The sequence below is a fragment of the Rhizobium sp. PL01 genome, assembly GCF_033447125.1.
Classification (GTDB): domain Bacteria; phylum Pseudomonadota; class Alphaproteobacteria; order Rhizobiales; family Rhizobiaceae; genus Pararhizobium.
This window is the reverse complement of sequence record NZ_JAWQUM010000021.1, coordinates 18,271-41,188: the sequence shown is the minus strand read 5'-3', so window position 1 is coordinate 41,188 and position 22,918 is coordinate 18,271. Positions and strand designations below refer to the sequence as shown.

Annotated in this window: 28 protein-coding genes and 1 pseudogene; 10 read left to right on the top strand and 19 right to left on the bottom strand. The window is 55.7% G+C overall.

Going from position 1 to position 22,918, the window contains the following annotated elements; all coding sequences use genetic code 11:
- Window positions 1-18: 18 nt before the first annotated feature.
- The 11 genes from R6X40_RS31210 to R6X40_RS31160 all read right to left on the bottom strand — a co-directional run bounded on the left by R6X40_RS31210 (window position 19) and on the right by R6X40_RS31160 (window position 7,370).
- Window positions 19-738 (bottom strand): cytochrome c biogenesis CcdA family protein, encoded by a 720-nt coding sequence (locus R6X40_RS31210; RefSeq protein WP_318419043.1) that lies wholly within the window; start codon window positions 736-738, stop codon window positions 19-21.
- 3 nt (window positions 739-741) lie between these two features.
- On the bottom strand, window positions 742-1,146 hold the full coding sequence (locus R6X40_RS31205; protein ID WP_318419041.1) for a thioredoxin family protein: 405 nt from the start codon (window positions 1,144-1,146) through the stop codon (window positions 742-744).
- A 136-nt stretch (window positions 1,147-1,282) separates the two neighbouring features.
- A complete protein-coding gene (locus R6X40_RS31200; RefSeq protein ID WP_318419039.1) occupies window positions 1,283-2,437 on the bottom strand; it encodes a DUF3095 domain-containing protein in 1,155 nt (384 codons plus the stop codon).
- Window positions 2,438-3,451: 1,014 nt separating this feature from the next.
- On the bottom strand, window positions 3,452-3,703 hold the full coding sequence (locus tag R6X40_RS31195; protein ID WP_318419037.1) for a DUF6894 family protein: 252 nt from the start codon (window positions 3,701-3,703) through the stop codon (window positions 3,452-3,454).
- A 326-nt stretch (window positions 3,704-4,029) separates the two neighbouring features.
- Window positions 4,030-4,476 (bottom strand): hypothetical protein, encoded by a 447-nt coding sequence (locus R6X40_RS31190; RefSeq protein ID WP_318419035.1) that lies wholly within the window; start codon window positions 4,474-4,476, stop codon window positions 4,030-4,032.
- Window positions 4,477-4,515: 39 nt separating this feature from the next.
- Window positions 4,516-4,788 carry a hypothetical protein gene (locus tag R6X40_RS31185; RefSeq protein WP_318419033.1) on the bottom strand — a complete coding sequence of 91 codons (273 nt, stop codon included), beginning with the start codon at window positions 4,786-4,788 and terminating at the stop codon, window positions 4,516-4,518.
- Between the two features lie 79 nt (window positions 4,789-4,867).
- Window positions 4,868-5,362, bottom strand: a complete 495-nt coding sequence (locus R6X40_RS31180; protein ID WP_318419031.1) for a ferritin-like domain-containing protein — start codon at window positions 5,360-5,362, stop codon at window positions 4,868-4,870.
- Between the two features lie 452 nt (window positions 5,363-5,814).
- Complete coding sequence (locus tag R6X40_RS31175) at window positions 5,815-5,991, bottom strand: hypothetical protein (protein ID WP_318419030.1); 177 nt, start codon at window positions 5,989-5,991, stop codon at window positions 5,815-5,817.
- A 398-nt stretch (window positions 5,992-6,389) separates the two neighbouring features.
- Entirely contained in the window at window positions 6,390-6,617 is a 228-nt protein-coding gene (locus R6X40_RS31170) for a hypothetical protein (RefSeq protein ID WP_318419028.1), read from the bottom strand.
- Between the two features lie 160 nt (window positions 6,618-6,777).
- The gene (locus R6X40_RS31165; protein ID WP_318419026.1) at window positions 6,778-6,957 is read right to left on the bottom strand and encodes a hypothetical protein; all 180 of its coding nucleotides are present in this window, start codon (window positions 6,955-6,957) and stop codon (window positions 6,778-6,780) included.
- On the bottom strand, window positions 6,954-7,370 hold the full coding sequence (locus R6X40_RS31160; protein WP_318419024.1) for a response regulator: 417 nt from the start codon (window positions 7,368-7,370) through the stop codon (window positions 6,954-6,956). The genes R6X40_RS31165 and R6X40_RS31160 overlap by 4 nt, the downstream gene beginning before the upstream one ends.
- A 305-nt stretch (window positions 7,371-7,675) precedes the next feature.
- Between R6X40_RS31160 and R6X40_RS31155 the strand changes: the two genes are divergently transcribed.
- Window positions 7,676-8,536 carry a Ku protein gene (locus R6X40_RS31155; RefSeq protein ID WP_318419022.1) on the top strand — a complete coding sequence of 287 codons (861 nt, stop codon included), beginning with the start codon at window positions 7,676-7,678 and terminating at the stop codon, window positions 8,534-8,536.
- Window positions 8,537-8,547: 11 nt separating this feature from the next.
- Here R6X40_RS31155 and R6X40_RS31150 read toward each other — a convergent pair whose 3' ends face one another.
- Entirely contained in the window at window positions 8,548-9,345 is a 798-nt protein-coding gene (locus R6X40_RS31150) for a Ku protein (protein ID WP_318419021.1), read from the bottom strand.
- A 175-nt stretch (window positions 9,346-9,520) separates the two neighbouring features.
- Between R6X40_RS31150 and ligD the strand changes: the two genes are divergently transcribed.
- Entirely contained in the window at window positions 9,521-12,172 is a 2,652-nt protein-coding gene (gene ligD / locus R6X40_RS31145; RefSeq protein ID WP_318419019.1) for a DNA ligase D, read from the top strand.
- Here ligD and R6X40_RS31140 read toward each other — a convergent pair.
- A complete protein-coding gene (locus tag R6X40_RS31140; protein ID WP_318419017.1) occupies window positions 12,135-12,554 on the bottom strand; it encodes a hypothetical protein in 420 nt (139 codons plus the stop codon). The two genes, ligD and R6X40_RS31140, sit on opposite strands and share 38 nt — an antisense overlap.
- Window positions 12,555-12,625: 71 nt before the next feature.
- Window positions 12,626-12,808 carry a hypothetical protein gene (locus R6X40_RS31135; protein WP_318419015.1) on the bottom strand — a complete coding sequence of 61 codons (183 nt, stop codon included), beginning with the start codon at window positions 12,806-12,808 and terminating at the stop codon, window positions 12,626-12,628.
- 26 nt (window positions 12,809-12,834) lie between these two features.
- Between R6X40_RS31135 and R6X40_RS31130 the strand changes: the two genes are divergently transcribed.
- Both R6X40_RS31130 and R6X40_RS31125 read left to right on the top strand, forming a co-directional pair.
- Window positions 12,835-13,047 (top strand): hypothetical protein, encoded by a 213-nt coding sequence (locus R6X40_RS31130; protein WP_318419014.1) that lies wholly within the window; start codon window positions 12,835-12,837, stop codon window positions 13,045-13,047.
- Window positions 13,044-13,394 (top strand): hypothetical protein, encoded by a 351-nt coding sequence (locus R6X40_RS31125; RefSeq protein ID WP_318419013.1) that lies wholly within the window; start codon window positions 13,044-13,046, stop codon window positions 13,392-13,394. The genes R6X40_RS31130 and R6X40_RS31125 overlap by 4 nt, the downstream gene beginning before the upstream one ends.
- A 122-nt stretch (window positions 13,395-13,516) precedes the next feature.
- Here R6X40_RS31125 and groL read toward each other — a convergent pair whose 3' ends face one another.
- Window positions 13,517-15,142 (bottom strand): chaperonin GroEL, encoded by a 1,626-nt coding sequence (gene groL, locus R6X40_RS31120; RefSeq protein ID WP_318419012.1) that lies wholly within the window; start codon window positions 15,140-15,142, stop codon window positions 13,517-13,519.
- 67 nt (window positions 15,143-15,209) lie between these two features.
- A complete protein-coding gene (gene groES, locus R6X40_RS31115) occupies window positions 15,210-15,506 on the bottom strand; it encodes a co-chaperone GroES (protein WP_318419011.1) in 297 nt (98 codons plus the stop codon).
- A 933-nt stretch (window positions 15,507-16,439) separates the two neighbouring features.
- Here groES and R6X40_RS31110 point away from each other — a divergent pair.
- The 6 genes and pseudogenes from R6X40_RS31110 to R6X40_RS31085 form a co-directional block, all read left to right on the top strand.
- Window positions 16,440-18,332, top strand: a complete 1,893-nt coding sequence (locus R6X40_RS31110) for a diguanylate cyclase (protein WP_318419010.1) — start codon at window positions 16,440-16,442, stop codon at window positions 18,330-18,332.
- Window positions 18,333-18,825: 493 nt separating this feature from the next.
- A complete protein-coding gene (locus R6X40_RS31105) occupies window positions 18,826-19,119 on the top strand; it encodes a hypothetical protein (RefSeq protein ID WP_318419008.1) in 294 nt (97 codons plus the stop codon).
- 453 nt (window positions 19,120-19,572) lie between these two features.
- Window positions 19,573-19,917 (top strand): DUF2147 domain-containing protein, encoded by a 345-nt coding sequence (locus R6X40_RS31100; RefSeq protein ID WP_318419007.1) that lies wholly within the window; start codon window positions 19,573-19,575, stop codon window positions 19,915-19,917.
- Window positions 19,918-20,107: 190 nt separating this feature from the next.
- Window positions 20,108-21,160 (top strand): type III polyketide synthase, encoded by a 1,053-nt coding sequence (locus R6X40_RS31095; protein WP_318419005.1) that lies wholly within the window; start codon window positions 20,108-20,110, stop codon window positions 21,158-21,160.
- A complete protein-coding gene (locus R6X40_RS31090; protein ID WP_318419004.1) occupies window positions 21,157-21,663 on the top strand; it encodes an isoprenylcysteine carboxyl methyltransferase family protein in 507 nt (168 codons plus the stop codon). Before R6X40_RS31095 ends, R6X40_RS31090 begins: the two co-directional genes overlap by 4 nt.
- Before the next feature lie 52 nt (window positions 21,664-21,715).
- Window positions 21,716-21,906: pseudogene (locus tag R6X40_RS31085) on the top strand (MFS transporter); the annotation flags it as partial.
- Between the two features lie 35 nt (window positions 21,907-21,941).
- Here the strand turns inward: R6X40_RS31085 and R6X40_RS31080 are convergent.
- The 3 genes from R6X40_RS31080 to R6X40_RS31070 form a co-directional block, all read right to left on the bottom strand.
- Window positions 21,942-22,217, bottom strand: coding sequence for a hypothetical protein (locus tag R6X40_RS31080; protein WP_318419002.1), 276 nt, complete (start codon window positions 22,215-22,217; stop codon window positions 21,942-21,944).
- Window positions 22,218-22,302: 85 nt separating this feature from the next.
- On the bottom strand, window positions 22,303-22,518 hold the full coding sequence (locus tag R6X40_RS31075) for a hypothetical protein (protein ID WP_318419000.1): 216 nt from the start codon (window positions 22,516-22,518) through the stop codon (window positions 22,303-22,305).
- 102 nt (window positions 22,519-22,620) lie between these two features.
- Window positions 22,621-22,896, bottom strand: coding sequence for a hypothetical protein (locus tag R6X40_RS31070; RefSeq protein ID WP_318418999.1), 276 nt, complete (start codon window positions 22,894-22,896; stop codon window positions 22,621-22,623).
- Window positions 22,897-22,918 lie beyond the last annotated feature (22 nt).

The following is a 22,918-nucleotide window of genomic DNA, read 5'->3' as shown; positions in this document are numbered from 1 at the left end:
GCGATCTGCGCGGCTTTTCTAAAACGATGTGGTGAGTTGCGTCAGCCACACCGGTGAGGCTGCGACAAGCATGGCTTCAAGCTGTTTGTCGAGACCCGTCACGATCAGAATACCGACGGTAAGCAGGACCGCGCCGAGCAGCATCTTGCCTCCTTTCCCAGCCGTCAGCATGCGGCCGCGCCAGTGTATGATTGTTTCGCGCGACAGGGCACCGAGAGCAAGCAGGGGAAGAGACGCACCGATCCCAAAGGTAAGCATTGTCAGGATGACCTGGCCGAGATTTTCACCACGCGCTGCCATGATCGATGCGGCTCCAAGCGTTGGCCCGACGCAGGGGCTCCAGACGGCCCCTAAAAGCAGACCGACCAGCAGTTGGCCAGACAGCCCACCGCCTTCCACGCCGCCAAAGCGCTCCTCGGTCCAGGTGGCGATCGGACTGGCCGCCGTGGCCAGCCGCATCTGAACGGCGGGCAACATCAAAACACAGCCCAAGCCGATCATGACCATCCCCCCCACCGTGCGGAATACGGTGAGGTCGAGGCCTATGGAGAAGCCGATCAAAGCCACGAACAGGCCGATCGAAACGAAGGAAAGTGTAAGTCCGCCTGCAAGCGCTAAGACACCGAAACGATGCCTGGAAGTCGCCGCGCCGAGCACGACAGGCAACAAAGGCAGCACGCAGGGTGACAAAGTCGAAAAGATGCCGGCCAGCAATGCGAAGAAGGCCGTGACAAACACCGCTCAGTCTCCGATTGTCGAAGCGAACAATGCGCCGATGGAAACGGGTTTCGTGTCGCCGACCGAGCGTCCCGTTTCCTTGTCGCCGTCGAAAGCAATCAAGGTCGATTGCATCTGCGCCCCGAGTGCTCTGACGACATCTTTCTGCGCATCGAAATCAACATGAAACAATATCAGATCGGCGTAAGCCGGCTCTTTCGACAGGGCATCGACAATAGGTTTTTGCGCGGCACAAGTCGGACACCAGGTGGCGGAGATATCGACCACAACCGGTTTGCCGGCTTTTCGCGCTGCGTCAAACGAAGCCTTTTCGAAATCCTTCACCTCTGCCGCACACGCCACCGAGGCGGCAAACGCCGCAGCGAGACAGCCAGCGGCAAGCAAGCTTCTGTAACCGACCGACATCATGGAATTCCTCCGTCTGTTGTTCACGGTGCTACAATGGTCGAACATTTGGCCGCCTGCAACGACCAAACATGGCTCTTACGCGCTTGTGATTGCTCGTGATGGCGGGGAAACGGTCGTTAAGATGGGCGTTGCCATCTCATGGAAATTCGCGCTTTAAGTTTCGCGCCGCAAGCGCGTAGCCACCCCCAGCGCCATCAATAAAGTGCACATGGTCACGTGCTGACAGGCTCGGTACGAAGCACGTCATCAAGGCGCTTTCCTGCCTATGTATGCCATATCTACACCAGCGTTGTGCGGCGGCGTCTTGAAGGAGTTTTTCGATAGGCTCGAATTGCTCTCGCGCAATATCAATAGTCATCTTCAATGCATCGTCAAACTTCCGAAAATCCGAGTTCGCAGAAACCTCGGCCTTGTATCGCTTGGCGTTAAACCCGCCAATCTCAAGATCGAGGCGGTCCATGATTACGGCTGCGAGGGTCTTAGAAATGACTGAAACTTTATTAAAGAACTGGTTTGTTTTGCGGGAATGCGCAGCTGCCTCATACCTCAGGCCACTGCTGCTAAACGTTAGCGGTGGACCATTAACCGGTAAAGGATGGCCCGCCCGCTGTTGATTGCTTATCAAGCCGACAATTCTTAAGATCAAATTCTGGAACAGATCGACCGTCCCATCCTCCCCCGGTGCTACAATAAGGGAAACTATCTGGCCTTTCGAAGCGGGGATCGGGTCCCAACGACAGGATAGGCCGGTAAGATCAGGTGGAGAAACGTTGATCGCCTCCTTGATCTGAAAACGGCCAGCCTTCATTTCGGCCTCCGCCCATCTTACTCCACCACCCGAGAACATCGTGTAAGTCACGTCGGGGCTGACGCCCAGCCTCATCACACGGACATCGTTACCTGCCGCCCGGATACTCTGCATATCCACCAATGCGACCCTGAGTTCGAGCTGAAGAGCCTCTGCAGCCCATCTTTTCAGCGCAGCAAGAACATTGAGCACCTGCGTTCTTACAGAGCCAGGAACCGCCATGGATGCGCCATCACCCCCGAAAGCGTACGGATAATTTGTTTGCCCAAGAGCATTTGAAAGAGCCGAAATTACGCTCACGCCTGCCATATTAACGGCTTTGTAACGGCCTGCGTCAATCGCGCTCGATGAATCAATCACATCCGAAAGAGCGATGAACCAATCGCCTGGAAGAGGGGTATAAAGTGTCCGATCGGCGACTGCGGAGAATTCGGTCGCCACTACGAGGCTCGCCAGATATGCGTCAACCGCAGGATTTTTCAACGCATATACCCCGATCCAGTAAAGAATGGTGGTTTTCTTGGACCTTTCCCCAGCATGCTGTGTATAGCACGCCTAAACTGGTCAGGTCACAGGATTATGTTTTCAGCATCTGCAAGCTGGGTAGCGCGCCTTAGTTTTGGCCGGTCGCAGGATGTACACTATGTTGCCTCGTTGCGCGGCTGTCGATAAAGCGATTTCGCTCCAGACGACATTGCGGTGGCTCAGATATCACGGCGATCGGCGGCTGTAAGATGTTTACAGTGGAGATTGAAGAGATTGGCGATCGAGCCGTGGATAAAGGCGAAGTGATGGCATTGCCCTGAAGACTGGATCGGATCATGGCCGGTCCTCGTCGTCGAACAACCAGATGCGAGTTTTCTGTCCGGTTATCCAGACCCTCATACGAAAAATGTTCGATACTGGGCATGACTGGTCGTCATGTTTCCTGACGACATCGCTCAAACCGTATCCCATAATATTGATCCACTCAATGCGGTCGGCTCAGATGTTGCTCCTGTTGAAATCCAGCTGGCCTCAATGGATTGGGCATCCCAATGAAGACATTGCCGCCATACCCCCTAATATCGCCGCTGGCCGCTCGTAGATTTCTCACTGGCATCGGCCAGCTCGATGAGCAGCTTCTTCGCCGGGTGGTTTAGAGGCGCAGTTTTCTCCTATATGGACTTTGACTTAAACCGCGACAGTCCTTCGAAGCGTGGATCGACCGTTCGGCCGAGCGATAGGTCAGGAACGGTGAGATATCGGGAACACAAGCTTCAACGAGTTGTGTTGCCTCAGGAACGCAAGTGCTTCGTCTGCGGTTCTGGCTTCCAGCACGTGATAGCCCTCGTCAGCCACGATGTCGGACGTGTCCATTCGGATCAGCGGCTCGTCGTCAACGACAAGCGCGATAGGAATGGGTAGCTACTTGAATTCTTCTGGGCTCATTTTCATGGGCGTATAAATCTCCATGGGCGGTATGGTTCCAAATAGCCGGAATGGGTAGTTTGGAGCCTAGTACGACAATGACAGCGGCTGTAATACTCCGTCCTCTATCGTTACAGTCGCGACCACGGTCCCGGTAGCATCCGTAATATCGATAGCCCCAATCTCGATTTTACGGGCAGCCCTCAGTTCATCAGCGATAATTTCCTGCAAAGTCTCCGCGGCGCTCACCTTGGCAGCCTCGACCGACTCGAACGTTATCCCCTCTAAATCCTCATCAGTGCCTTCCTCGTTCCGGACGTGAAAAAAGTAGATGGGCATAATATCCCTCCAAAGCTGGGGTTTAGGTCAGTCAAGAAATGCACCTCTGGCGCCCAGATACTGTTGCGCCGACTGAACGATTGCCTGTGTCGCGATACCTAAAGTCTACCCCACCCTTTCAGCGCGGCGCGCGAGGGCAATCAAGGCTTCCGGCATACTGGTTCCAGCGGCCGCTTCGACGCTGATATCCGCCAGATCAGTCAAATCACCGAACGCGGGCCGGATGGCCCCCCGACTACATGCCTGAGGGAAAGTTCACCTTCGGGACCAGCGGTCGACTGCATGGGAGGCATCAGGATATCCTTTCCCATCGGGCCGACGGGGACCTAGATCTGGACAGGCTTAACCGTCGCAACCGAAACCTCGCCCTCCAGAATGCCCCGTGCGAGATCACTGCGTCCATGGTCGATCTCAATCACGGTGTAGAGCTTTTCCGACCGGAAAGCGCTGGCGTTGCGCGTTGTCACGTCCCCAGCCGGCGCGGCATCGATTTCCATGAAGTCCAGTTCTCGTTCCGATGCTACGATCCTGGCATCGCCAGTCGTTCTTGCGGCGACAACTACGACACCCTGGTAGGGCGAGTTATCCCATCGCGGATCACTGGTATTTGCGATGGGTTCAAGGCGATAGACGTTGAGAGGTTCACCGGCGGCACGGTCCGTAGTTGAAGCATCCCGCATTTGCGCCTGGCTCTCAACGGACGAACCGAACTCCGTCGAGCTTGTACCAGTGGTGGGGCCAAGATTGGTCTGATCGTTCGTTGAATTCGACATCAGCATGTCTCCTTGTTGCGTCGGTGAATGGTGAGCCGGTTACCGAGTGAGGCCGTAGAGAAAGGCTACAAGTCCAACCGCAAGCGCGGCCGATATAGGACCATCGTTGATTTTCTCTTTAATTGCGTTTTCGGCAGCTTTGTGAGCCTCAGCGGCAGTCTCCTCAAGTGCCTTTTGAAGCCTCGCAACTTCCAATTCGAGTTTATGCGTGCGGTTTAAGTCCGGATCCCGGTCTGTCGCGGCCAACGCCTCGTCCACAAGAGGTGCATCGATCTCGTCAGCGGAAAATTTAGATTTCTCATCGTAGTCCATGTTTGGGCCTTTCGTTGAGCGCGTCACTTCAAACTTCAATGGTTGGAAACCCGCGGTTTTTCCGCGGGTTCCACCGTTGTCAGCCTTCAGCCTTCTGATTGACAACCGATGTCGCAATGGAGGTGAGAGCCAGGTCGGTGGCCTGCTCTTCATCAAGCGTCGTCTGCAGCAGTCCGGCAGCATCATTCAGGCCCAACTCCAGCGCCCAGGTTCGAAGGGTGCCGTATCGCGACATCTCGTAATGCTCGACCGCTTGTGCGGCGGCGAGAAGACCGGCATCGAGGGCAGGCGAGCCTTTATACTCTTTCATGATCTCGGCTCCCTCGTCGGTGATGCCGAGGATTGCGTCACAGGTCTTTGCCTCCGGCGCCTCGCCGATGATCTCAAACACCTGCTCAAGGCGCTCGACGTGGACCTTCGTTTCAGCAAGGTGCTTTGTGAACGCGTCCTTGAGCTGCACGCTAGTGGCCGCCTCTTCCATCTTGGGAAGCGTCTCAACGATCTTCTGTTCGGCGAAATACACATCTTTGAGGGTGTCCAGGAACAGATCTTGGAGTTTTTTAGTTTCGGCCATTGGAATTTCCATTCTCTTGCTGAGGCCACCGGCACAATGCCAGTGGCTGGGAACTACGAGATGCGACGACCAGAAACATCGAATACCAGCGCACGTTTGGTGCCATAGACACCGCCAAACCACGCAGCGATCGCGCCAAACGCCAGCGTCACGAACCCGAGGATCGCTCCGGCAGAAACTGCGGCCGTGGCGGCCTGTGCAGCATCGATCGCCTTCTGCTTGGCAGCGGCCAGGTTGTCGCGGTAAGTATTTTCGTACTGTTCAACTTGCGATCGCGCCTGTTCGACCGGAATGCCTTGAGACTTGGCGATGTTATCGGCCGCACGGTTGCGAACCTCATCCTGTTGAACTCAAACTCGCCACATTAGTTCCGTCCGGAAGGGGTGCTCATAGCGAAACAGGAGCGAAGACAACTGATTATGGCTCACCCGTAAGATTCGGAACCACTATAGCTAATTGGTTACTAGTAGCTGCCCGACAAATGCTTCCGGCATTTCTGCTCCAGCCGCTGCCTCGACGCTAACGTCAGCAAGTTCCACCAAATCGTCGAACGACGGGCGGATGGCTTCTACAGCGTTCTCAAGGGTTGCATCGCGATCAGGGCGCGGGATCGATTGCATTGGAGGCATTGCTTGGCTCCTGTAGGCGTTGAAAAGGGTGCTAGTGCTAACGGGTAGAGCCAAACAAATATGACAATGCTGCGACCACGGCTGCGGCCGCTATTGGCTTTTCCGCTATCCAATTGCCGAGGTCGTCGAACAATGACCGGTTTTTCTGAACCCGATCCGAAGTGGGGGTCGACGGATCTGGTTCAGCTCTTACCCTTTCGGCGCTGTCCGCATCGGTTCTGCCTGACGGTATCGATGTCGAAGTCATTGAGATCGGATCCGAAGCCGGAAAAGAGTCTTTCAAAGCACTGTCGAGGTCGGCCTTTGCATCACGGCCGGCTTGCTCTGCGCGCTCCTTCTTAAGGGACGATACGGCCGGCGATTTTTTGGGGTCATCTGACATATTGCACCTCGGTTCTCTAATTCAACCATCTGGCTTGTACGATCGTCTCGACCAGCCCCTCATCCGTTGTTTCGACCAGCTTTATGCTACCATTGGCGTGAAGAGCACCAAGCGCACGGTCGATGGCGACATCATTTGCGTCCAGTAGTGCTTTCACGTCTTCGATCGTCTGAGGGCGAGATCCAATTGCGACGTGATGGTTCTCAATGCGGGTCAGGTAGTAGTGCAAACATTTCGTGTTCACGGAAGTCTCCAAAGCCGGTGCTGAAATCGATCGAACTCAACGCGGTGAGACGTAGCAAGTTCCCAACCGGTCGATTGCATTTGCGCGATGTACGCCGCGACAAACGCACAGAGCGCTGCAGATCTACGCGAATAATGATTTGCCTCAGCGAGTTTGGCTATCAGGAATTGGCCTTCTCACATGTCTCGCTCTTTAACCGGGCTTCTCGCAGCATCCTGGTTTTTTCCTTGGCGGCGGCGAGGCGGGCCTCTTCACTCGCTGTCGCGAACGCCTTTGCTTCGTCGAAGTCGCCGCGAGGAGATGTACCTCTCGGCCGCCGCTGGGATGTTTCCATCGTCATGGTCGCGCCTCCATCTCCGGAACAGACATGGCCGTTCCCGTCGCATTGCTGACCGCGCGTAGAAGCTCGCCGTCCATATACGGCTTGTGAACCCACGAAGCGGCTCTGAAGTCTTCGGGGAGGTCGTTGGGACTTCCGCCTGAACAGAAGATGATGGGCACGCCACGGGCCTGTAAAATCAACGCAATCTCAGTTCCGTCGCCATCTTTCAAATGTATATCCAGAATGGCGACAGTTGGGGTGTTGTGAGAAAGCCACTTCAAGGCATCGGTCCGCGACGAGCGCGCTTCAACCGTATACCCCGCTTTCAAGAGCGTTTCTTCCATATCGATTGCGATAAAAGGCTCGTCCTCCACCATGAGGATAACGTCGGTAACGGATACGACAGTGAGAAACGGATCAAAAAGCGACACAGCTCTGCTCCAGCGAAGTTGGGCAAGAGCAGAGGGTCTCTCAAACAGTCGCAGCCGAGGGAAAGGGTGGGCGCAGTGGGACTGGTGACGCTAGTGTACGCCAACCCCAGCGGCTGGCTATTAACTTTATTAATGCCTGAATGACAATTCGGGAGGCACGCGGTGCGAGTGACCGGGTTATGTCGACTTCAAATGTGGCGCAGGGCCATCAAAAAAATGTCCCAAGGGCTCAAACAACGTAAGCGCTGTCTGGGGAACTAAAGCAGCGCGTGGGCATTTTTCATTTTTGCAGGGGAGAATGACAGATGGCACCACGCGCGAACTGGAAGGGGTTTCTTAAGATCGGTGAGCTCACGTGCGCTGTGTCACTTTACACCGCAGCCTCCACATCAGAGCGGATTGCCTTCCACACCCTCAACCGCAAGACCGGAAACCGCGTGCGTCGTGAGTTCGTTGACAGCGAAACGGGCAGGGTCGTGGAGCGGGATGACCAGGTTAAAGGATATGAAGATTCCAACGGCCACTACGTCGTCTTCGAGCCTGAAGAGGTTGCCGCAGCAGTTCCAGACGCTGACAAGATGCTCGACGCGGACATGTTCATCGGTTGCGAGGACATCGATGATGTCTACTTCGACAAGCCATACTACCTCTCACCCTCGGATAAGCAGAGCCTCGAAGTCTTCACCCTGATCCGTGACGGTCTGGAAAAGAAGAAAGTGGCCGCCATTGCTGAAACGGTGCTGTTCCGCCGTGTCCGCAAGCTTTTGATCAGGCCCCACGGAAAGGGGCTCATCGCGTCAACTCTCAATTTCGAATACGAGGTCCGCTCGGCCGAGGATGCCTTCAGCGACGCGCCTAAACTGAAAATCGAAAAGGAACTGCTCGATCTCGCCGACCACATCATCGGTGGCAAGATGGGCAAATTCGATCCAAGCAAGTTTGACGACCGTTATGAAGACGCATTGACGGAAGTGGTGAAGGCCAAGCTCGAGGGCAGGGAGATAAAACCTCGCCCGGCTCCGGAACCAACGAAGGTCGTGAACCTGATGGATGCCCTGCGGCAGAGTGCTGGTCTCAAGAGCGAAGCGAAAAAGCCAAGCAAGAAAACGGCAAAAAGCGCTGACACTCCACCGAAGAAGAAGACTCCGACCCGCAAAGCGGGCTAACAACTGGAGCGTTATTTTTTCTTCGACGCTTCTAGGCTCTTTTTGAGAGCTTCCATGATGTTAATGATGTTGCTCGGCCCCTTGCTCTCGGCCTTCGGAGCAGTTTTCTTCTTCGATTTGCCCTTTTTCTTGGCGGCGATCATATCCAGAATGCGGTCTTGGACCGGGTCATCGACGATCGAAGGGTCCCATGGGGTTGAACGCGCCTCAATGAACTTTTCCATGAGCTGCATATAGTCGGATTCAGATTTCTGCGGTCCGATGGCTTTGAAATATTCGTTCGGGTCACGAACCTCGTCGCCATAACGCAGTGTCCACAGAACAATGCCATTACCGCGGGGTTCGAGCATGACGGCCCGCTCGCGCCGATACATGACAAGTCGAGCAATTCCAACCACCCCCTTGGTTGCCATCGCTTCCCGAATGACGGCGAACGCTTCTTCTCCGACCTTATCGCTTGGAGTGAGATAGTGCGGTGTGTCATACCAGATCCATTCGATCGAATCTTTTGGGATGAACGTCTCGATATCAATCGTACGGGCGCTCTCCAGGGCGACGGCATCAATCTCGTCGTCTTCTAGCATCACATATTCGTCTTCGCCGCGCTGAAAGCCCTTGACCTCGTCATCTTCATCCACCTCGCGACCGGTTACGGAATCGACGTAGCGGCTGACGACACGGTTTTCCGTGGCCCGGTTCAGGGTATGAAACCGTACTTTCTCGCTCTCAGTCGTCGCTGGGACCATTGAGACCGCGCAGTTGACCAAAGATAGCTTGAGGTAGCCTTTCCAGAACGACCGAGGTGCCATTGCAAGATACTCCGTGGGAATTCTTCGGGAACGGTGTGATGACGGGTTTGTTCCCCTCTTTGCGGCACTATGGCGGAAGGTAAGCCGCTATTTTTGCCAGCAGCCGACGGCTTACGCATCTTTTGCAGAGGCCGCGCGTTATGGCGATCATCATCGCAAGTGTTCCGAGGGTCCGATGGCAGACGACAAGCTTTCCAAATACAAGGCGAAACGGGACTTCAAGCTGACAAAGGAGCCCAGCGGTGCAGGCAAATTAAACGCCTCCAACCGTCTGCGTTTTGTCATTCAAAAGCACGATGCCACGCGTCTGCATTACGACCTCAGACTGGAATTGAACGGCGTTTTCAAATCCTGGGCGGTGACGCGTGGGCCGTCGCTCGACCCGCACGACAAGCGTTTGGCCGTGGAAGTCGAAGACCACCCCTTGGACTACGGTGATTTCGAGGGGACAATTCCCAAGGGCCAATACGGCGGCGGTACCGTCATGGTCTGGGATCGCGGGTACTGGGAGCCGGAAGGAAAGAAGATCCCTCAGCAGGCACTGGAAGACGGCGACTTCAAATTTTTGATCGAGGGCAAGCGCCTGCATGGCAGCTTCGTCCTTGTGCGAATGAAACATGATCGCAATGGCGGCAAGCGTACCAACTGGCTGCTTATCAAGCATCACGACGAACACGCCGTCGAGAGCAAAGGCGAAGCAATCCTTGACGATGCCACTTCGATCGCGTCCGGACGGACGATGGATGTCATCGCATCGGGCAAAGGCAGGAAGCCCAAGCCCTTCATGGTTTCTGGCGATGCCGTTTCAGCCGATGCGGTTTGGGACAGTAATCATGGGCTCGCCGCAGATGAGCGGAAAGTCCGAGCGTCCAAAGCTAGTCGGACGACACCACCGAAAACGCGGACATCGGAAATGCCCGAGTTCATCCAACCGCAACTCTGCGAGAGCCTCGCCCGTCCCCCATCTGTCGACGGTTGGATCCATGAAATCAAGTTCGACGGCTACAGGATTCAAGCCCGGATCGTTGACGGCGAGGTTACATTGAAGACCCGCAAGGGTCTTGATTGGACGGCAAAGTATCCAGCGATCGAAAAATCTTTCTCAGGACTGCCCAGCGCGATCATCGACGGTGAAATCTGTGCACTCGACGAACATGGCGCGCCGGACTTCGCCGCACTCCAGGCGGCTCTGTCCGAGGGAAAGACAGACGATCTGGTCTATTTCGCATTTGATCTGCTTTTCGAAGGAGACAAGGACTGGCGTGACAAGCCGTTGGTCGATCGGAAAGAACGCCTCCAAGACTTGATGAGGGAAAGCGGCGACGATCCTCGTCTGCGATTTGTCGATCATTTCGACACGGGCGGCGACGCGGTTCTGAAATCAGCCTGCAAACTGTCCCTTGAAGGCATTGTTTCCAAGCGGGCTGATGCCCCATACAAATCCGGCCGGACGAAAACCTGGGCCAAATCCAAATGCCGGGCGGGCCACGAGGTCGTCATCGGTGGCTGGGCCAAAACGAATGGAAGGTTCCGTTCGCTTCTGGTGGGCGTGAACCGAGGCGGCAGCTTCGTCTATGTCGGCCGAGTGGGAACCGGGTACGGAGCGACGAAGGTCGCGACACTGGTGCACAGATTGAAGGAGATAGAGACGAAGACCTCGCCGTTTACGGGGATAGGCGCTCCCAAGCGGGATCCCGACGTAGTCTGGGTCAAACCCGAGCTCGTTGCCGAGATTGAGTTCGAGGGATGGACAGGCGACGGCATGGTTCGACAGGCAGCCTTCAAAGGCCTGCGGGAGGACAAACCTGCATCGGAAGTTGAGGCCGAGAAGCCAGCAGACCCTGAAACAGCAGATGTCCCGGAGCCGCAGAAGGACGTGAGAGCATCCAGCCGTCGTCGTGCCGGCGCAAAAGCGAACGTGATGGGGGTATTGATCTCCAGTGCGGCCAAGCCTCTGTGGCCAGATGCTAACGATGGAAAACCCGTCACCAAACAGGAACTCGCTGAATATTATCAAGCCGTCGGCCCCTGGTTGATCGATCACATCAAGGGGCGACCTTGCTCGATCATCCGAGCGCCGGACGGCATCGACGGCGAGCAGTTCTTCCAACGACACGCGATGATGGGAACATCCAACCTTCTCGAGTTTGTCACGGTGTTTGGCGATAAAAAGCCCTACCTCCAGATTGACCGCGTCGAAGGGCTGGCGGCGGTGGCTCAGGTTGCAGCACTTGAGCTTCATCCATGGAACTGCAAACCAAAACAGCCGGAAGTCCCAGGCCGCCTCGTGTTTGACCTCGATCCCGGACCCGACGTTCCATTTTCGATGGTGGTCGAAGCGGCCAAGGAAATGCGTGATCGTTTGGATGCGCTGGGTCTCGTCAGTTTCTGCAAGACGACGGGAGGGAAGGGGCTTCACGTCGTGACCCCCCTCGAGGTCGGCAAGCGCAGCAAGCTGACGTGGCCGGAAGCAAAGGCGTTTGCACACGACGTTTGTCTCCAGATGGCACGCGACGATCCGGAGAAATTCCTCGTGAAAATGGCGAAGAAGCTTCGCAACGGAAGAATTTTCCTCGACTACTTACGCAACGACCGAATGGCGACTGCAGTTGCGCCATTGTCGCCACGTGCACGGCCCGGCGCGACTGTGTCGATGCCCTTGACCTGGTCGCAGGTCAAATCGGATCTCGATCCGAAGCGATTTACGGTGCGCACCGTGCCTGCGCTCCTGAAGAAGACGAAAGCATGGGAAGACTACTGCAGCGGCGAACGCCCGTTGGAAAAGGCGATCAAGCTTCTGGCGAAGTCGAACCGGGCAGCCGCGTGATGTCGACAGATTTGGCTGCCGCCATGCTGGCGATCAACCCGTCCCAGCCCAGGGACGCTGCGATCGCGGATGCAAGATCGGTGTTGCTCTCACGGGCGGCCAGAAGCGCCTCGCCGAGCTTGAGATGATCAAGCGCCACCCGATCAAGAACTTCGGCTTCCTTCAGCCGGCGTTCCGTGCGGCTCAGTTCAGCCTTGCGACGGTTGCTGCCAATCAATTTGCAGAATACATTGATCGTCAGATCAGTGACCGCCGCCTGCCTCTCGATGACGAAGGCGACCAGCGTGGCTTGACGACGCTCGGATGTCAGGCGCCGTATCTCGCGGGCATGCAGAATGCGCGCATCCCTGGCGGCGATGCCGTAGCGATTGGCATGGATCATCTTGCGCCTTTCATCGGAAATGGTAGCTCCTCGCAGAACCTCAAGACGGGCGATCAAACCCTTGAGGTTCTTCAGTTTCGCGCCTTCAGGCGCTTCCGCAATCCAGCCGAGATGGCTTGATCGCCAACCCGCTCAACGACAAGCTGATCAAGCGCCTCGATCGACGGCTGCGCCAGGTCCCGGATCAATTCGCGATAGGCTAGTCGGAGTGCCGCCGCCCGGCCCGCCGTCGCCAAGCGTATGAGCAGGGACAAGCAGCTTCCTGTCCTTCAGGGCTTCGATGACCGCCTTGGTGATCGGCTCACCTTGTTCAGTCGCGGTCGCTTCGCGTGCGGCAGCCTTTTCCAAAGCCATCAAGGTCTGTGACGCAGAAATGGATGCGATCAATCTCAGCCGTGAGGATTTCCGTAAGTGGAACTACACGACCGCACCGATGCTCACCGTAACCGACGAGGCTAATCGACCCGCGGCCAACCGCGAGGTTGACGGATGATCGACGACCCTGACAAGGCCGACCGCCTTGTCGATGCGTTGGAAGCATCCCTTCCCATCGAAACTAGGCTCTCCACATGCCTGATCCAAACACTGTCCAAGCGCTCTCCCGACGAGGCTATTCCAGCGAGATGCAACGTGGTGAGTGTCTTCTACATAAGTGAAGAAGGGGGAATTGTGTGCGCTTTGGACATCGGCGGGCCTGACACCAAAACGCCACACCTGGTCTCCATCACGCATCTAATCTTCGAACGAAAAGTATCGCTGTCAGCCAAATCGACGCTATCAGCGCCATCGCATCGAGAAGCTCAAACAGCAGGCACGCCACAACGACCGATGGCGGCTTGAAAAAACGTAGCGGTAGTTTCGCACAGGGCACTTAAGCTCATTTTGGCAATGGTGAGGGATGGCCCCAAAGACCGGGGCCATCCCTGCTATGAAAATGGTTCAAGTCCGAGGGCCGGAATAGATTACATCATGCCGCCCATATCAGGCATGCCGCCGCCGGCCAAATCCTTCTTCGGCAGTTCGGCAATCATGGCTTCCGTGGTGATCAGCAGCGAAGCAACCGAAGCTGCGTTCTGCAGGGCTGTGCGAACAACCTTGACCGGATCGACGATACCCATGGCGATCATGTCGCCGAATTCGCCGGTCTGGGCGTTGTAGCCGTAGTTGTCGGTGTTGCTTTCGAGGATCTTGCCAACGATGATCGAGCCTTCTTCGCCTGCATTTTCAGCGATCTGGCGAACCAATGACTGAAGTGCCTTGCGCACGATGTTGATACCGGCAGTTTGATCGTCGTTTGCACCCTTGATGTCGAGAACGATCGAGGCGCGCAGCAGAGCAGTACCGCCGCCTGGGACGATGCCTTCTTCGACCGCTGCACGGGTTGCGTTCAGCGCATCGTCGATACGGTCCTTCTTTTCCTTCACTTCGATTTCAGTCGCACCGCCGACGCGGATGACTGCAACGCCGCCCGAAAGCTTGGCAAGACGTTCCTGCAGCTTTTCCTTGTCGTAGTCGGAAGTGGTTTCCTCGATCTGCGCCTTGATCTGGGCGACGCGGCCATCGATTTCGGCCTTCTTACCCGCTCCATCGACAAGGATGGTGTTTTCCTTGGTAATGGTGACCTTCTTGACGCGGCCGAGCATGTCGAGGGTGACATTTTCGAGCTTGATGCCGATATCCTCGGACACGACCTGACCGGCGGTCAGGACCGCAATGTCTTCGAGCATGGCCTTGCGGCGGTCGCCGAAGCCCGGAGCCTTGACGGCAGCAATCTTCAGGCCACCACGCAGCTTGTTGACGACCAGCGTCGCAAGAGCTTCGCCTTCAACGTCTTCCGAGATGATAAGGAGCGGCTTGCCGGTCTGCACGACGGCTTCCAGCACAGGCAGAAGCGCCTGCAGATTGGATAGCTTCTTTTCGTGCAGGAGCACATATGCGTCTTCGAGTTCAGCAACCATCTTTTCAGGGTTGGTGACGAAGTAAGGCGAGAGGTAGCCGCGGTCGAACTGCATGCCTTCGACGACTTCGAGTTCGGTTTCGGCGGTCTTGGCTTCTTCAACCGTGATGACGCCTTCATTGCCGACCTTCTGCATCGCGTCAGCGATGTAATGGCCGATTTCCGTTTCGCCATTGGCGGAGATCGTGCCGACCTGGGCCACCTCTTCTGACGTGCTGATCTTCTTGGCCTTGGCCACCAGCCCCTTGACCACTTCCGTCACGGCAAGATCGATGCCGCGCTTCAGGTCCATCGGGTTCATGCCGGCTGCAACCGCCTTGGTGCCTTCGCGAACGATGGCCTGGGCGAGAACGGTTGCCGTTGTGGTGCCGTCACCGGCGATGTCATTGGTCTTGGAGGCCACTTCGCGCACCATCTGGGCGCCCATGTTTTCGAACTTGTCCTCAATCTCGATTTCCTTGGCGACCGTTACACCATCCTTGGTGATGCGCGGTGCGCCATAGGATTTGTCAATGATGACGTTGCGGCCCTTTGGACCAAGTGTGACCTTGACGGCATCGGCGAGAATATCGATGCCGCGCAGCAGCTTTTCGCGCGCTTCACGGCCGAATTTGATTTGTTTGGCAGCCATAGAAAGAACTCCCGGGCGCATCGCCCAATGATATCACAAGGAAAAATTACGGACAGCGCGGCTGAGATCAGCCGATAACGCCCATGATGTCGGCTTCCTTCATGATCAGAAGGTCTTCGCCGTTGAGCTTGACTTCGGTGCCCGACCACTTGCCGAACAGGATACGGTCGCCGGTCTTGACGTCGAGGGCGATGAGAGCGCCATTGTCGTCACGGGCGCCTGTGCCGACGGCGACTATTTCGCCTTCCTGCGGTTTTTCCTTGGCGGTATCCGGAATGATGATGCCGCCCTTGGTCTTCGCTTCGGCTTCGATACGGCGAACAACAACGCGGTCGTGCAGCGGGCGAAAATTGGTATCAACCATGTTTGGATTCCTTAATGGGCTCGCAGCCGAATGGCTTCTCCCCTGCACGATGAATAGCACTCCGCGCTTGGGAGTGCCAGAGATCATTCTGCGGCATACGGTGATCACAATCGCTATGTGTACGAATAATTAAAACATAAAGCCGGTGTTGTGTGTTAAAGAATTGAATATCCGATTTATCACGGGAGTCCGGCGATGAGATCATTCTTCGATTCCATCTATCAGTTTCAATATGTGCTTTTCTTCATTCAGTGGACATTAACGTTGTCTTTGGCGATCGGCGTCTGCATCGCTGTCGATAAGGCATATTTCTGACCAGAGTGAACGTTTTACCTAGTTTTCATATCTCAAAAACCAGTTCCCGCTCCGTCCGGAGCGTCGCCGAAAGACCATCACGATGATCAAGTTCCGCCCCAAGACTGAAGAAGAGTTGAAGCAACTGACTGCGCCGGTGGCGGAAAAATCCGTCATCGCCAAGCCTACGGGTCCGAAGAAACGCGCGAACGACTGAACGCGTCTGGTCGGCGCCGGAAACGCTGTGCCTGAGGAAAACACACTCCTAACCGCAGAAGACAAAACCCGTGGCGCCCTCTGAAATAAAACGAGCCCATGGACATCGACGCGATATCCTTCAACTCTGTGGCTCCGCTCCGAGCTGGCTGCCTCGTTGAAATTGGCGGCGATCTTCTGGGAGGCGGAAAAGCCCTGCAAGCTGAAACGAAGTTTATTGGGTTTTGTGCAAGCTTCAGTGCGGACGGCGAATGCGGTTGCTAGCCGCTGAGCGATACTTGACCTCAAACCGTGCGAAGCAGTGTTTAAAGGGATGAATTGTCAAATATTGCGAGATAGCCCCTGAGTTACTGCCAGTCTCAACCACTCGTTTAGATCACCCGGTTATCGTCGTTAAAACGCTGCGCCTGGAAACCGATACCAATGAATCCCTGGAATGAACTACTTGCCAACCTTGCGATCGTCGCCATAACGACATCGCTGTGGACTTTTGGACATCGACACATGGCGCATTTTACGCCGCGCTCTAGGTCAGCAGCATATGGTGGAATTATGGCGTGTGGAACGCTCGGAGCGATGTCGCTGCCGTTTCAGTTCCATTCCGGCGTCTTTCTTGATCTTCGCTACACTCTTTTGGCGATCTCTGGCCTGTTCGGAGGCCCCGTCGCTGCCGCAACTCCCTTTGTGGTGGCGGTCGGTCGCCGCATCCTGAGTGGCGGAACCGGCCTCTCCGTGGCGCTGCCTCTGATATTCATGGCGACAGCGAGTGGACTGATCGCCCACAGGTTTGTCCGTGGCATTCCTGATGGGCGGAGCATTTGCGTGGTGTCGCTGGCAGTTGTGTTCAGCGGTACGGCTGCATTTTTCGTCAAAGTGCCGTTCGATCAATGGTCCAATGTCATGCCAGCGGTCGTTGCGCCGTTTGCGCTTCTGCTTTTTGTTTCTGCGATGATTTCGAGCCTCGCGATTTCGCAGGAGCTAAAGCGGCAGCAGGCAACCACCCTTAACCGCATCTACAGAGCGATCATCGAGGCTCTTCCCGACTGTTTGAATGCCAAGGATCTCGATGGTCGGTTTATCGCAGTAAATCCAGCGACCGCAGCACTGATGGGCGCGGGGACCCCTTCCGATCTTATCGGCAAGACCGACTTCGACTTTTATCCTGAGAAAGCGGCGCGGACTTTCCGGGCGGACGAAGAGGCGGTTCTGCGCGAGGGAAAGCCGGTCGTCATCGAGCAGCGCTTCACCCGTACGAATGGTGTGGAGACGTGGCTTGCCACGTTAAAAGCGCCGTTCCACGATGACGATGGTAAAATGATTGGCATGATCACGCACAATCGGGAGATCACCGACCGGAAACTGCTGGAACGCGAACTGGCGCAAACCCAGCGACATCTGGCCGGCGCGCTGGCCAGCATGGCCGATGGTCTAGCCATGTTCGACCACAGAGGAGCGCAGGTTTTCAACAATGCGCGATATCTCGAACTCTTTCCTCTTACGGCTGACGTCCGGTCGACTGGAGCTTGCCTGAGGGCGATCATCCGGGTCGCTATAGAACGTGGGGAGGAGATGAACGGCGGTGGGAACTGCGACGACATAATAGAAAGGTCCGCGGATGCAATTTTGCGACCAGGCGACCGCCAGATGCGCCTTGCGGATGGGCGCTGGATCGAAGCGCGCACGCGGGCTACCGAGGAAGGCGGAAGTCTGATTGTTTTTTCCGACGTCACGAAAAGCAAGAAAACTGAGGAGGAACTTCGTACCTTGAACAAGAGGCTTGAGGTGATGGCGCACACCGACGGCCTGACGGGACTGCTCAATCGGAGAGCCTTCGATAATGCCCTGGAAGACCTTGTCTACCGAAATTCCCAAACCTCCGCAGGGCCGAGCCTGCTTATGATCGATGTCGACAAGTTCAAAGCTTACAATGACACCTACGGACATCCGGTTGGGGACATCTGTCTGAAGAGCGTCGCAACTCGCGTCGCCGAGATCATGACGTCGTATCCCCGCAGTGTGGTTGCGCGGTACGGCGGTGAGGAGATTGCCGTCATCATTCCTCAATGCGACAGCGCTGCCGCTCTCTCCGTGGCAAGACTTCTTTGTACCCAGGTCCGGAGTATGGAAATCGAGCATGTCGGCAGTGAAAAAGGGCGGGTAACTGTGAGTATCGGAATAGCGACGATAAACTCAGCCGGCGTCCGCGGAACGAAGGCACTGCTCAGATCGGCCGATGAAGCGCTTTACACTGCGAAGGCGGCAGGACGGGACTGCGTGAGAGGCCGAGACCAGTCGGACGATGTGGCGGTAGCATGAGCCTAAACGGAGGGAACAACCACTCCGCTCATGCGCAGTCTATTTAATGTCAACGGCGCCGCGTCCAAAGACCTTCTTGGACAAGATCGTTGACGTTGCGGGGAAGCTGCGATCGATGTCGGCGATCTGAGGAAGGTACGCTACGTCGGGCGCGCATGCGGCGAAATGTTCGATGCGCCCGCCGAGCGGCGCGATCGGTCACCATGATGCCTTTGAGAGTCGATTTGCCCAAGCCGTTCGGCCCGACCACGCAGTCGGCGATCGCCTTGCTAAGGTGATGCACGGCTGGATGACCTTCGTAACCGAGCGCCAGATCATGAAGGGTTACGGCGGACGCGCATATCACACCGGGTAGAAATGCGATAGTGGCCGCCTCTTGTGAGGCTGGTTAAGCTTCAACCTTTGGAAGAAAGATTGGCGACATGGACCACTCAGCGCAACTGGCACCGCTTTGCACACCGTGCCACAGGAGCATCAAACAAGAGCGCAACAAATGACTTCATTGCTGAAGCCGGTTTCTTCTCTCCACAAGAAGCTCATGTTCGACAAAACGCTTTCCAGCGTCGGTAAGACCTGTTTTCTCGGTCAAGCCAAGCTCGCGGAATTTCCGGTCAGTGTCGTCACTGAGGGTTGCGCTTTGGTGACTGAAGAGCCTCAACAGATCGTTCCATTCGTTGTACGTGAATTCCCACCTTTCTATCATGATCATCTCCCTGTCGAACTGATTGATGATAGCACGCTTTTGCTTCTGGAGGGCGTCGAGCTTTTAATTTCGGCGTCGGGTTAACCAGTTTTCCATTTTATTCTAACCCTGTCATCGGCGGCTATAAGTCAAATTTTTCAAGCCATTACCAAACGCAAAGCGGATCAACGCCAAATGAAAATTACGGCTCAATCCCAGGCGGAAATCAACAGCCGCCTGATCGCTATCGAGTGGGGTGTTCAAACAGTGCCGCCGATGAGAATATGTGACTGCAATGAACCCCGGGCGAAACACGGTATACAAAGCAAGTGACCGGCCGCATGACAACACAGGCTTGGACCGAGGCCGGTATCGATACATTGATCGACGAGGGCATACCCATGTTAAGGTCCAGGTCAGAGCCATGAAACTCGCGGTAGCGGTCCAGGATCTCCTGGTTCTTCGCCGACCTGCAGGAAGTGCAAAGGGAACTGCTGGAGTGTTGGTTGCGTAAAAACACAGGCCCATGGCCTGGTTGAGAACAGAGGGCTTTCGCAGATGAATCTCAGACTCATGATCGCAGCTGCTTTCACCTTAATCTCGGGTGTCGCAGTGGGCGCCGATGAATTGGTTGGTAATTGGAAAACTCAAGACGGTCAGATTTCGCTCATCAAGCGTTGCGGCTCAGAATATTGTATAGTCGCGAAGTCGGGCCAATATGCCGGCCAAAAAATTGGCTCCTTTACGGCCACGGCGGACGCTTACACGGGTCGAATTACGGTTCCTCGAAACAAGGCCACCTATAGCGGCAAACTCACTGTTACGGGCGACAGTTTGAAACTTCGAGGCTGCGCAACGAATGTGCTGTGTAAAACACAGACCTGGGTCCGTGCGAATAAATAGCGTTTGACATGGGGCGAACTGCTTTGGGACCTCAAAAGGACACGGATCCACAAATCCATCCTCGCAGGATGAAATGTATTCCGATGTAACGTGATCAGCGAGCAACTAAATTCAGCTCAGACTCGTTATAAATGTTGGCTCGGGTCGCGTTAGGCGCGGGGCTGTTGCACTCAAGCATTGAAAGACCTGCATGCCCATATCTCTTAAGCTGATTTCCCTGGGAACAGCAGTTCCTCCTTTCGTGATTGATCAGCATGACGCCGCCATTGCCGCACACACAGCTTTTGCCTCTCGATTTGGCGAGTTTGATCGCCTGGCAAAGGTGTTCAATAGCGCCGGGATCAAACGTCGCTACGGTGTCCGGCCCATTGACTGGTATCTGAAAACATCCGGCTGGCAGGAGAGGAACGCGGCGTACATCGAAGGAGCCTGCGATCTGTTCCTCGATGCGGCCAACAAAGCCTTGGCCTTGGCAGGACTGTTGGCATCCCAGGTCGACATCGTCGTAACCGTGTCGTCGACGGGCGTCGCAACGCCGAGCCTGGATGCTCGTGTGAGCAGCAAGATCGGATTTCGTGACGATATCCTGCGAGTGCCTGTATTCGGGTTGGGCTGCGCCGGCGGCGTGTCGGGTTTTGCGATTGCAGCGAAGCTGGCATCATCGAGGCCGGGCTGCATCGTGCTGCTGGTGGCAGTGGAGACCTGCACTCTCGCTTTCCGTATGGACAAGCTGACCAAGGCGAATATCGTAGCTACAGCTCTTTTCGGGGATGGCGCCGCAGCCTGCGTGATCAGCGCCACAGAGAGGGGTATCGCGGAAATCGAAATGAGCGGGCAGCACACTTGGCCTGACACACTCGGCATCATGGGATGGAGTGTTGATCCAGAGGGTTTGGGTGTCATCTTCGACCGAGCCATCCCCCCTTTCGCTGAAGCCAATATCCGGCCGGCAATTGCATCTATCCTTTCTCCTTCTGGCCTGTCTATCGCGGATGTCGATCGATTCGCTTGCCATCCCGGCGGTGCGAAGGTGATAGATGCACTCGAGACCGCTCTAGATCTTGGCCAAGGTACACTCAATCACGAGAGGGGTGTCCTGTCCGACTACGGCAACATGTCCGCGCCAACCGCACTTTTCGTGCTTGAACGGCTCATCGCTGGAGGATTGCCAGCCCGTACTATGATGACGGCGATGGGACCAGGCTTCACGGCCAGTTGCGTGTCATTGAAGGCCGCAGCATGATCGTTTCAATCCTTTTGCTGACAGCGGTAACGTGCGAGCGTGTCAGCGAATTGTGGCTGGCGCGCCGAAACACAGAAAGGCTGCTGGAAAAAAGCGCCCTCGAGGTAGCCGCCGGGCATTATCCTTTCATCGTCATTCTGCATAGCTTATGGCTGGCTGGCCTCTGGCTGCTTGCGTGGAATGCCAACGTCTCGCATGCATGGCTGGTCGTCTTTCTGCTCTTGCAGGTCTTGCGCTTCTGGACACTCGGCACGCTCGGCCGGCGTTGGACCACACGCATCATCGTCGTTCCGGGCGAAACGCTGGTTGCGGCCGGGCCGTACCGGCTGTTGCGGCACCCGAACTATGTTGTCGTCGTCGGCGAGATCGCCGTCCTGCCCTTATGTTTCGGGATGCCGCTCTACGCACTGCTGTTCTCACTCGCAAACGCAGCCATACTCACAATCCGAATCAGGGCTGAAAACGCAGCGCTAGCAGGATCGCCCCGTGCCAATCCTCTCTGACCCCAATTTGGGACAAGCCAACCAACCCCTTGTCCGGATTGACTTCACTGCTATGTGCATTGGCATGTTCATGGCCACACTCGACGTACAGGTGGCGGCCACCTCACTGCCGACAACCAGTCCTCTCTCGAGTTCAAGCCGGATCAGATGAGCTGGATCCAGACCGCCTATCTGATCGCGGAGGTTGTCGTTATCCCGCTCGCCGGTTTCATGACGCGAGTTTTGACCATGCTCTTCATACTGTTTGGGGATTCCAAAACGATTTTACTTGGTGCGTCTTATGATGCCAGGATCTTTTCGATCAGGTAGTGGCGCTGATCAAATTCGCTCCACAATTCGCATCGACCTTCGACGCCTACCTTTATGCAGATGCTATTGACCCGCGTCTCATTGAAGTCCGAAGCGATCAATAGGACTTCGCGCAAAGCAACATCGCTGATGGCCGTTGGCTCTCGCAACAACAGACCGTCTTTGAACACGCTCAATTTGAAACAAGCATTCATCATCGGCAATCCCCCGGCCACGCTTCTATAGCGTTTGTGGAGCAGCGCCACTCAAAAAGACACATCCTGAAAATCAACAATCCCGCCTCACTGGCATCGTTTTCGGCGCAACTCTCGGGGCGGACTTCGGGGTAATTCAAAGCGAGCGGAGATCGTCGTAAGGATTGCGCTTATCGTTATCAAGCTCTTCGAAATAATCTTCAAATGTCGATAAACATACCGAATTGAACCGGTTATTACGCCAACCGGAGTTGGCGTGTACGATGGCGCGCCAGATGGCACTGATCTGGAACTGACGTTCGAGGACCGGTTTGGTAGAGCTAACAAGGTAGTTGAATGGGTAATCGATCACCGCGAAATCCGCGCGCGGTAGATTCTACTTTTATGCGACATGAAAAACCGCGCGGGGAAAGGCTACTTTGTGCTTTCTGCTTAGTCAGTGACCGCGAAGGATTTAGATTGTGGTTTTCCAAACTTCTGGATCAGCTATCGGGACGGCCTCGTCTGCTGATAAGGCACCAGCCGGAGCTAGCGTGCCAAGAAGAACGGTGGTGTTGATCTGGCCCGGCAGGACCTCGATGTATACCTGCTGAACCTGAAACCAACCTTGCCCCAGTTGTTCAACTCGAACCAATTGCCCGGCAGAAAAACCCGGTGCCGAACCACCAAAATTAACAATCGGATTGGGCTTGTCTTTCACCTGCATTACAAAGCCAACGAAATAGTTCACATCTTTCTCCTTTTTGGTTGTC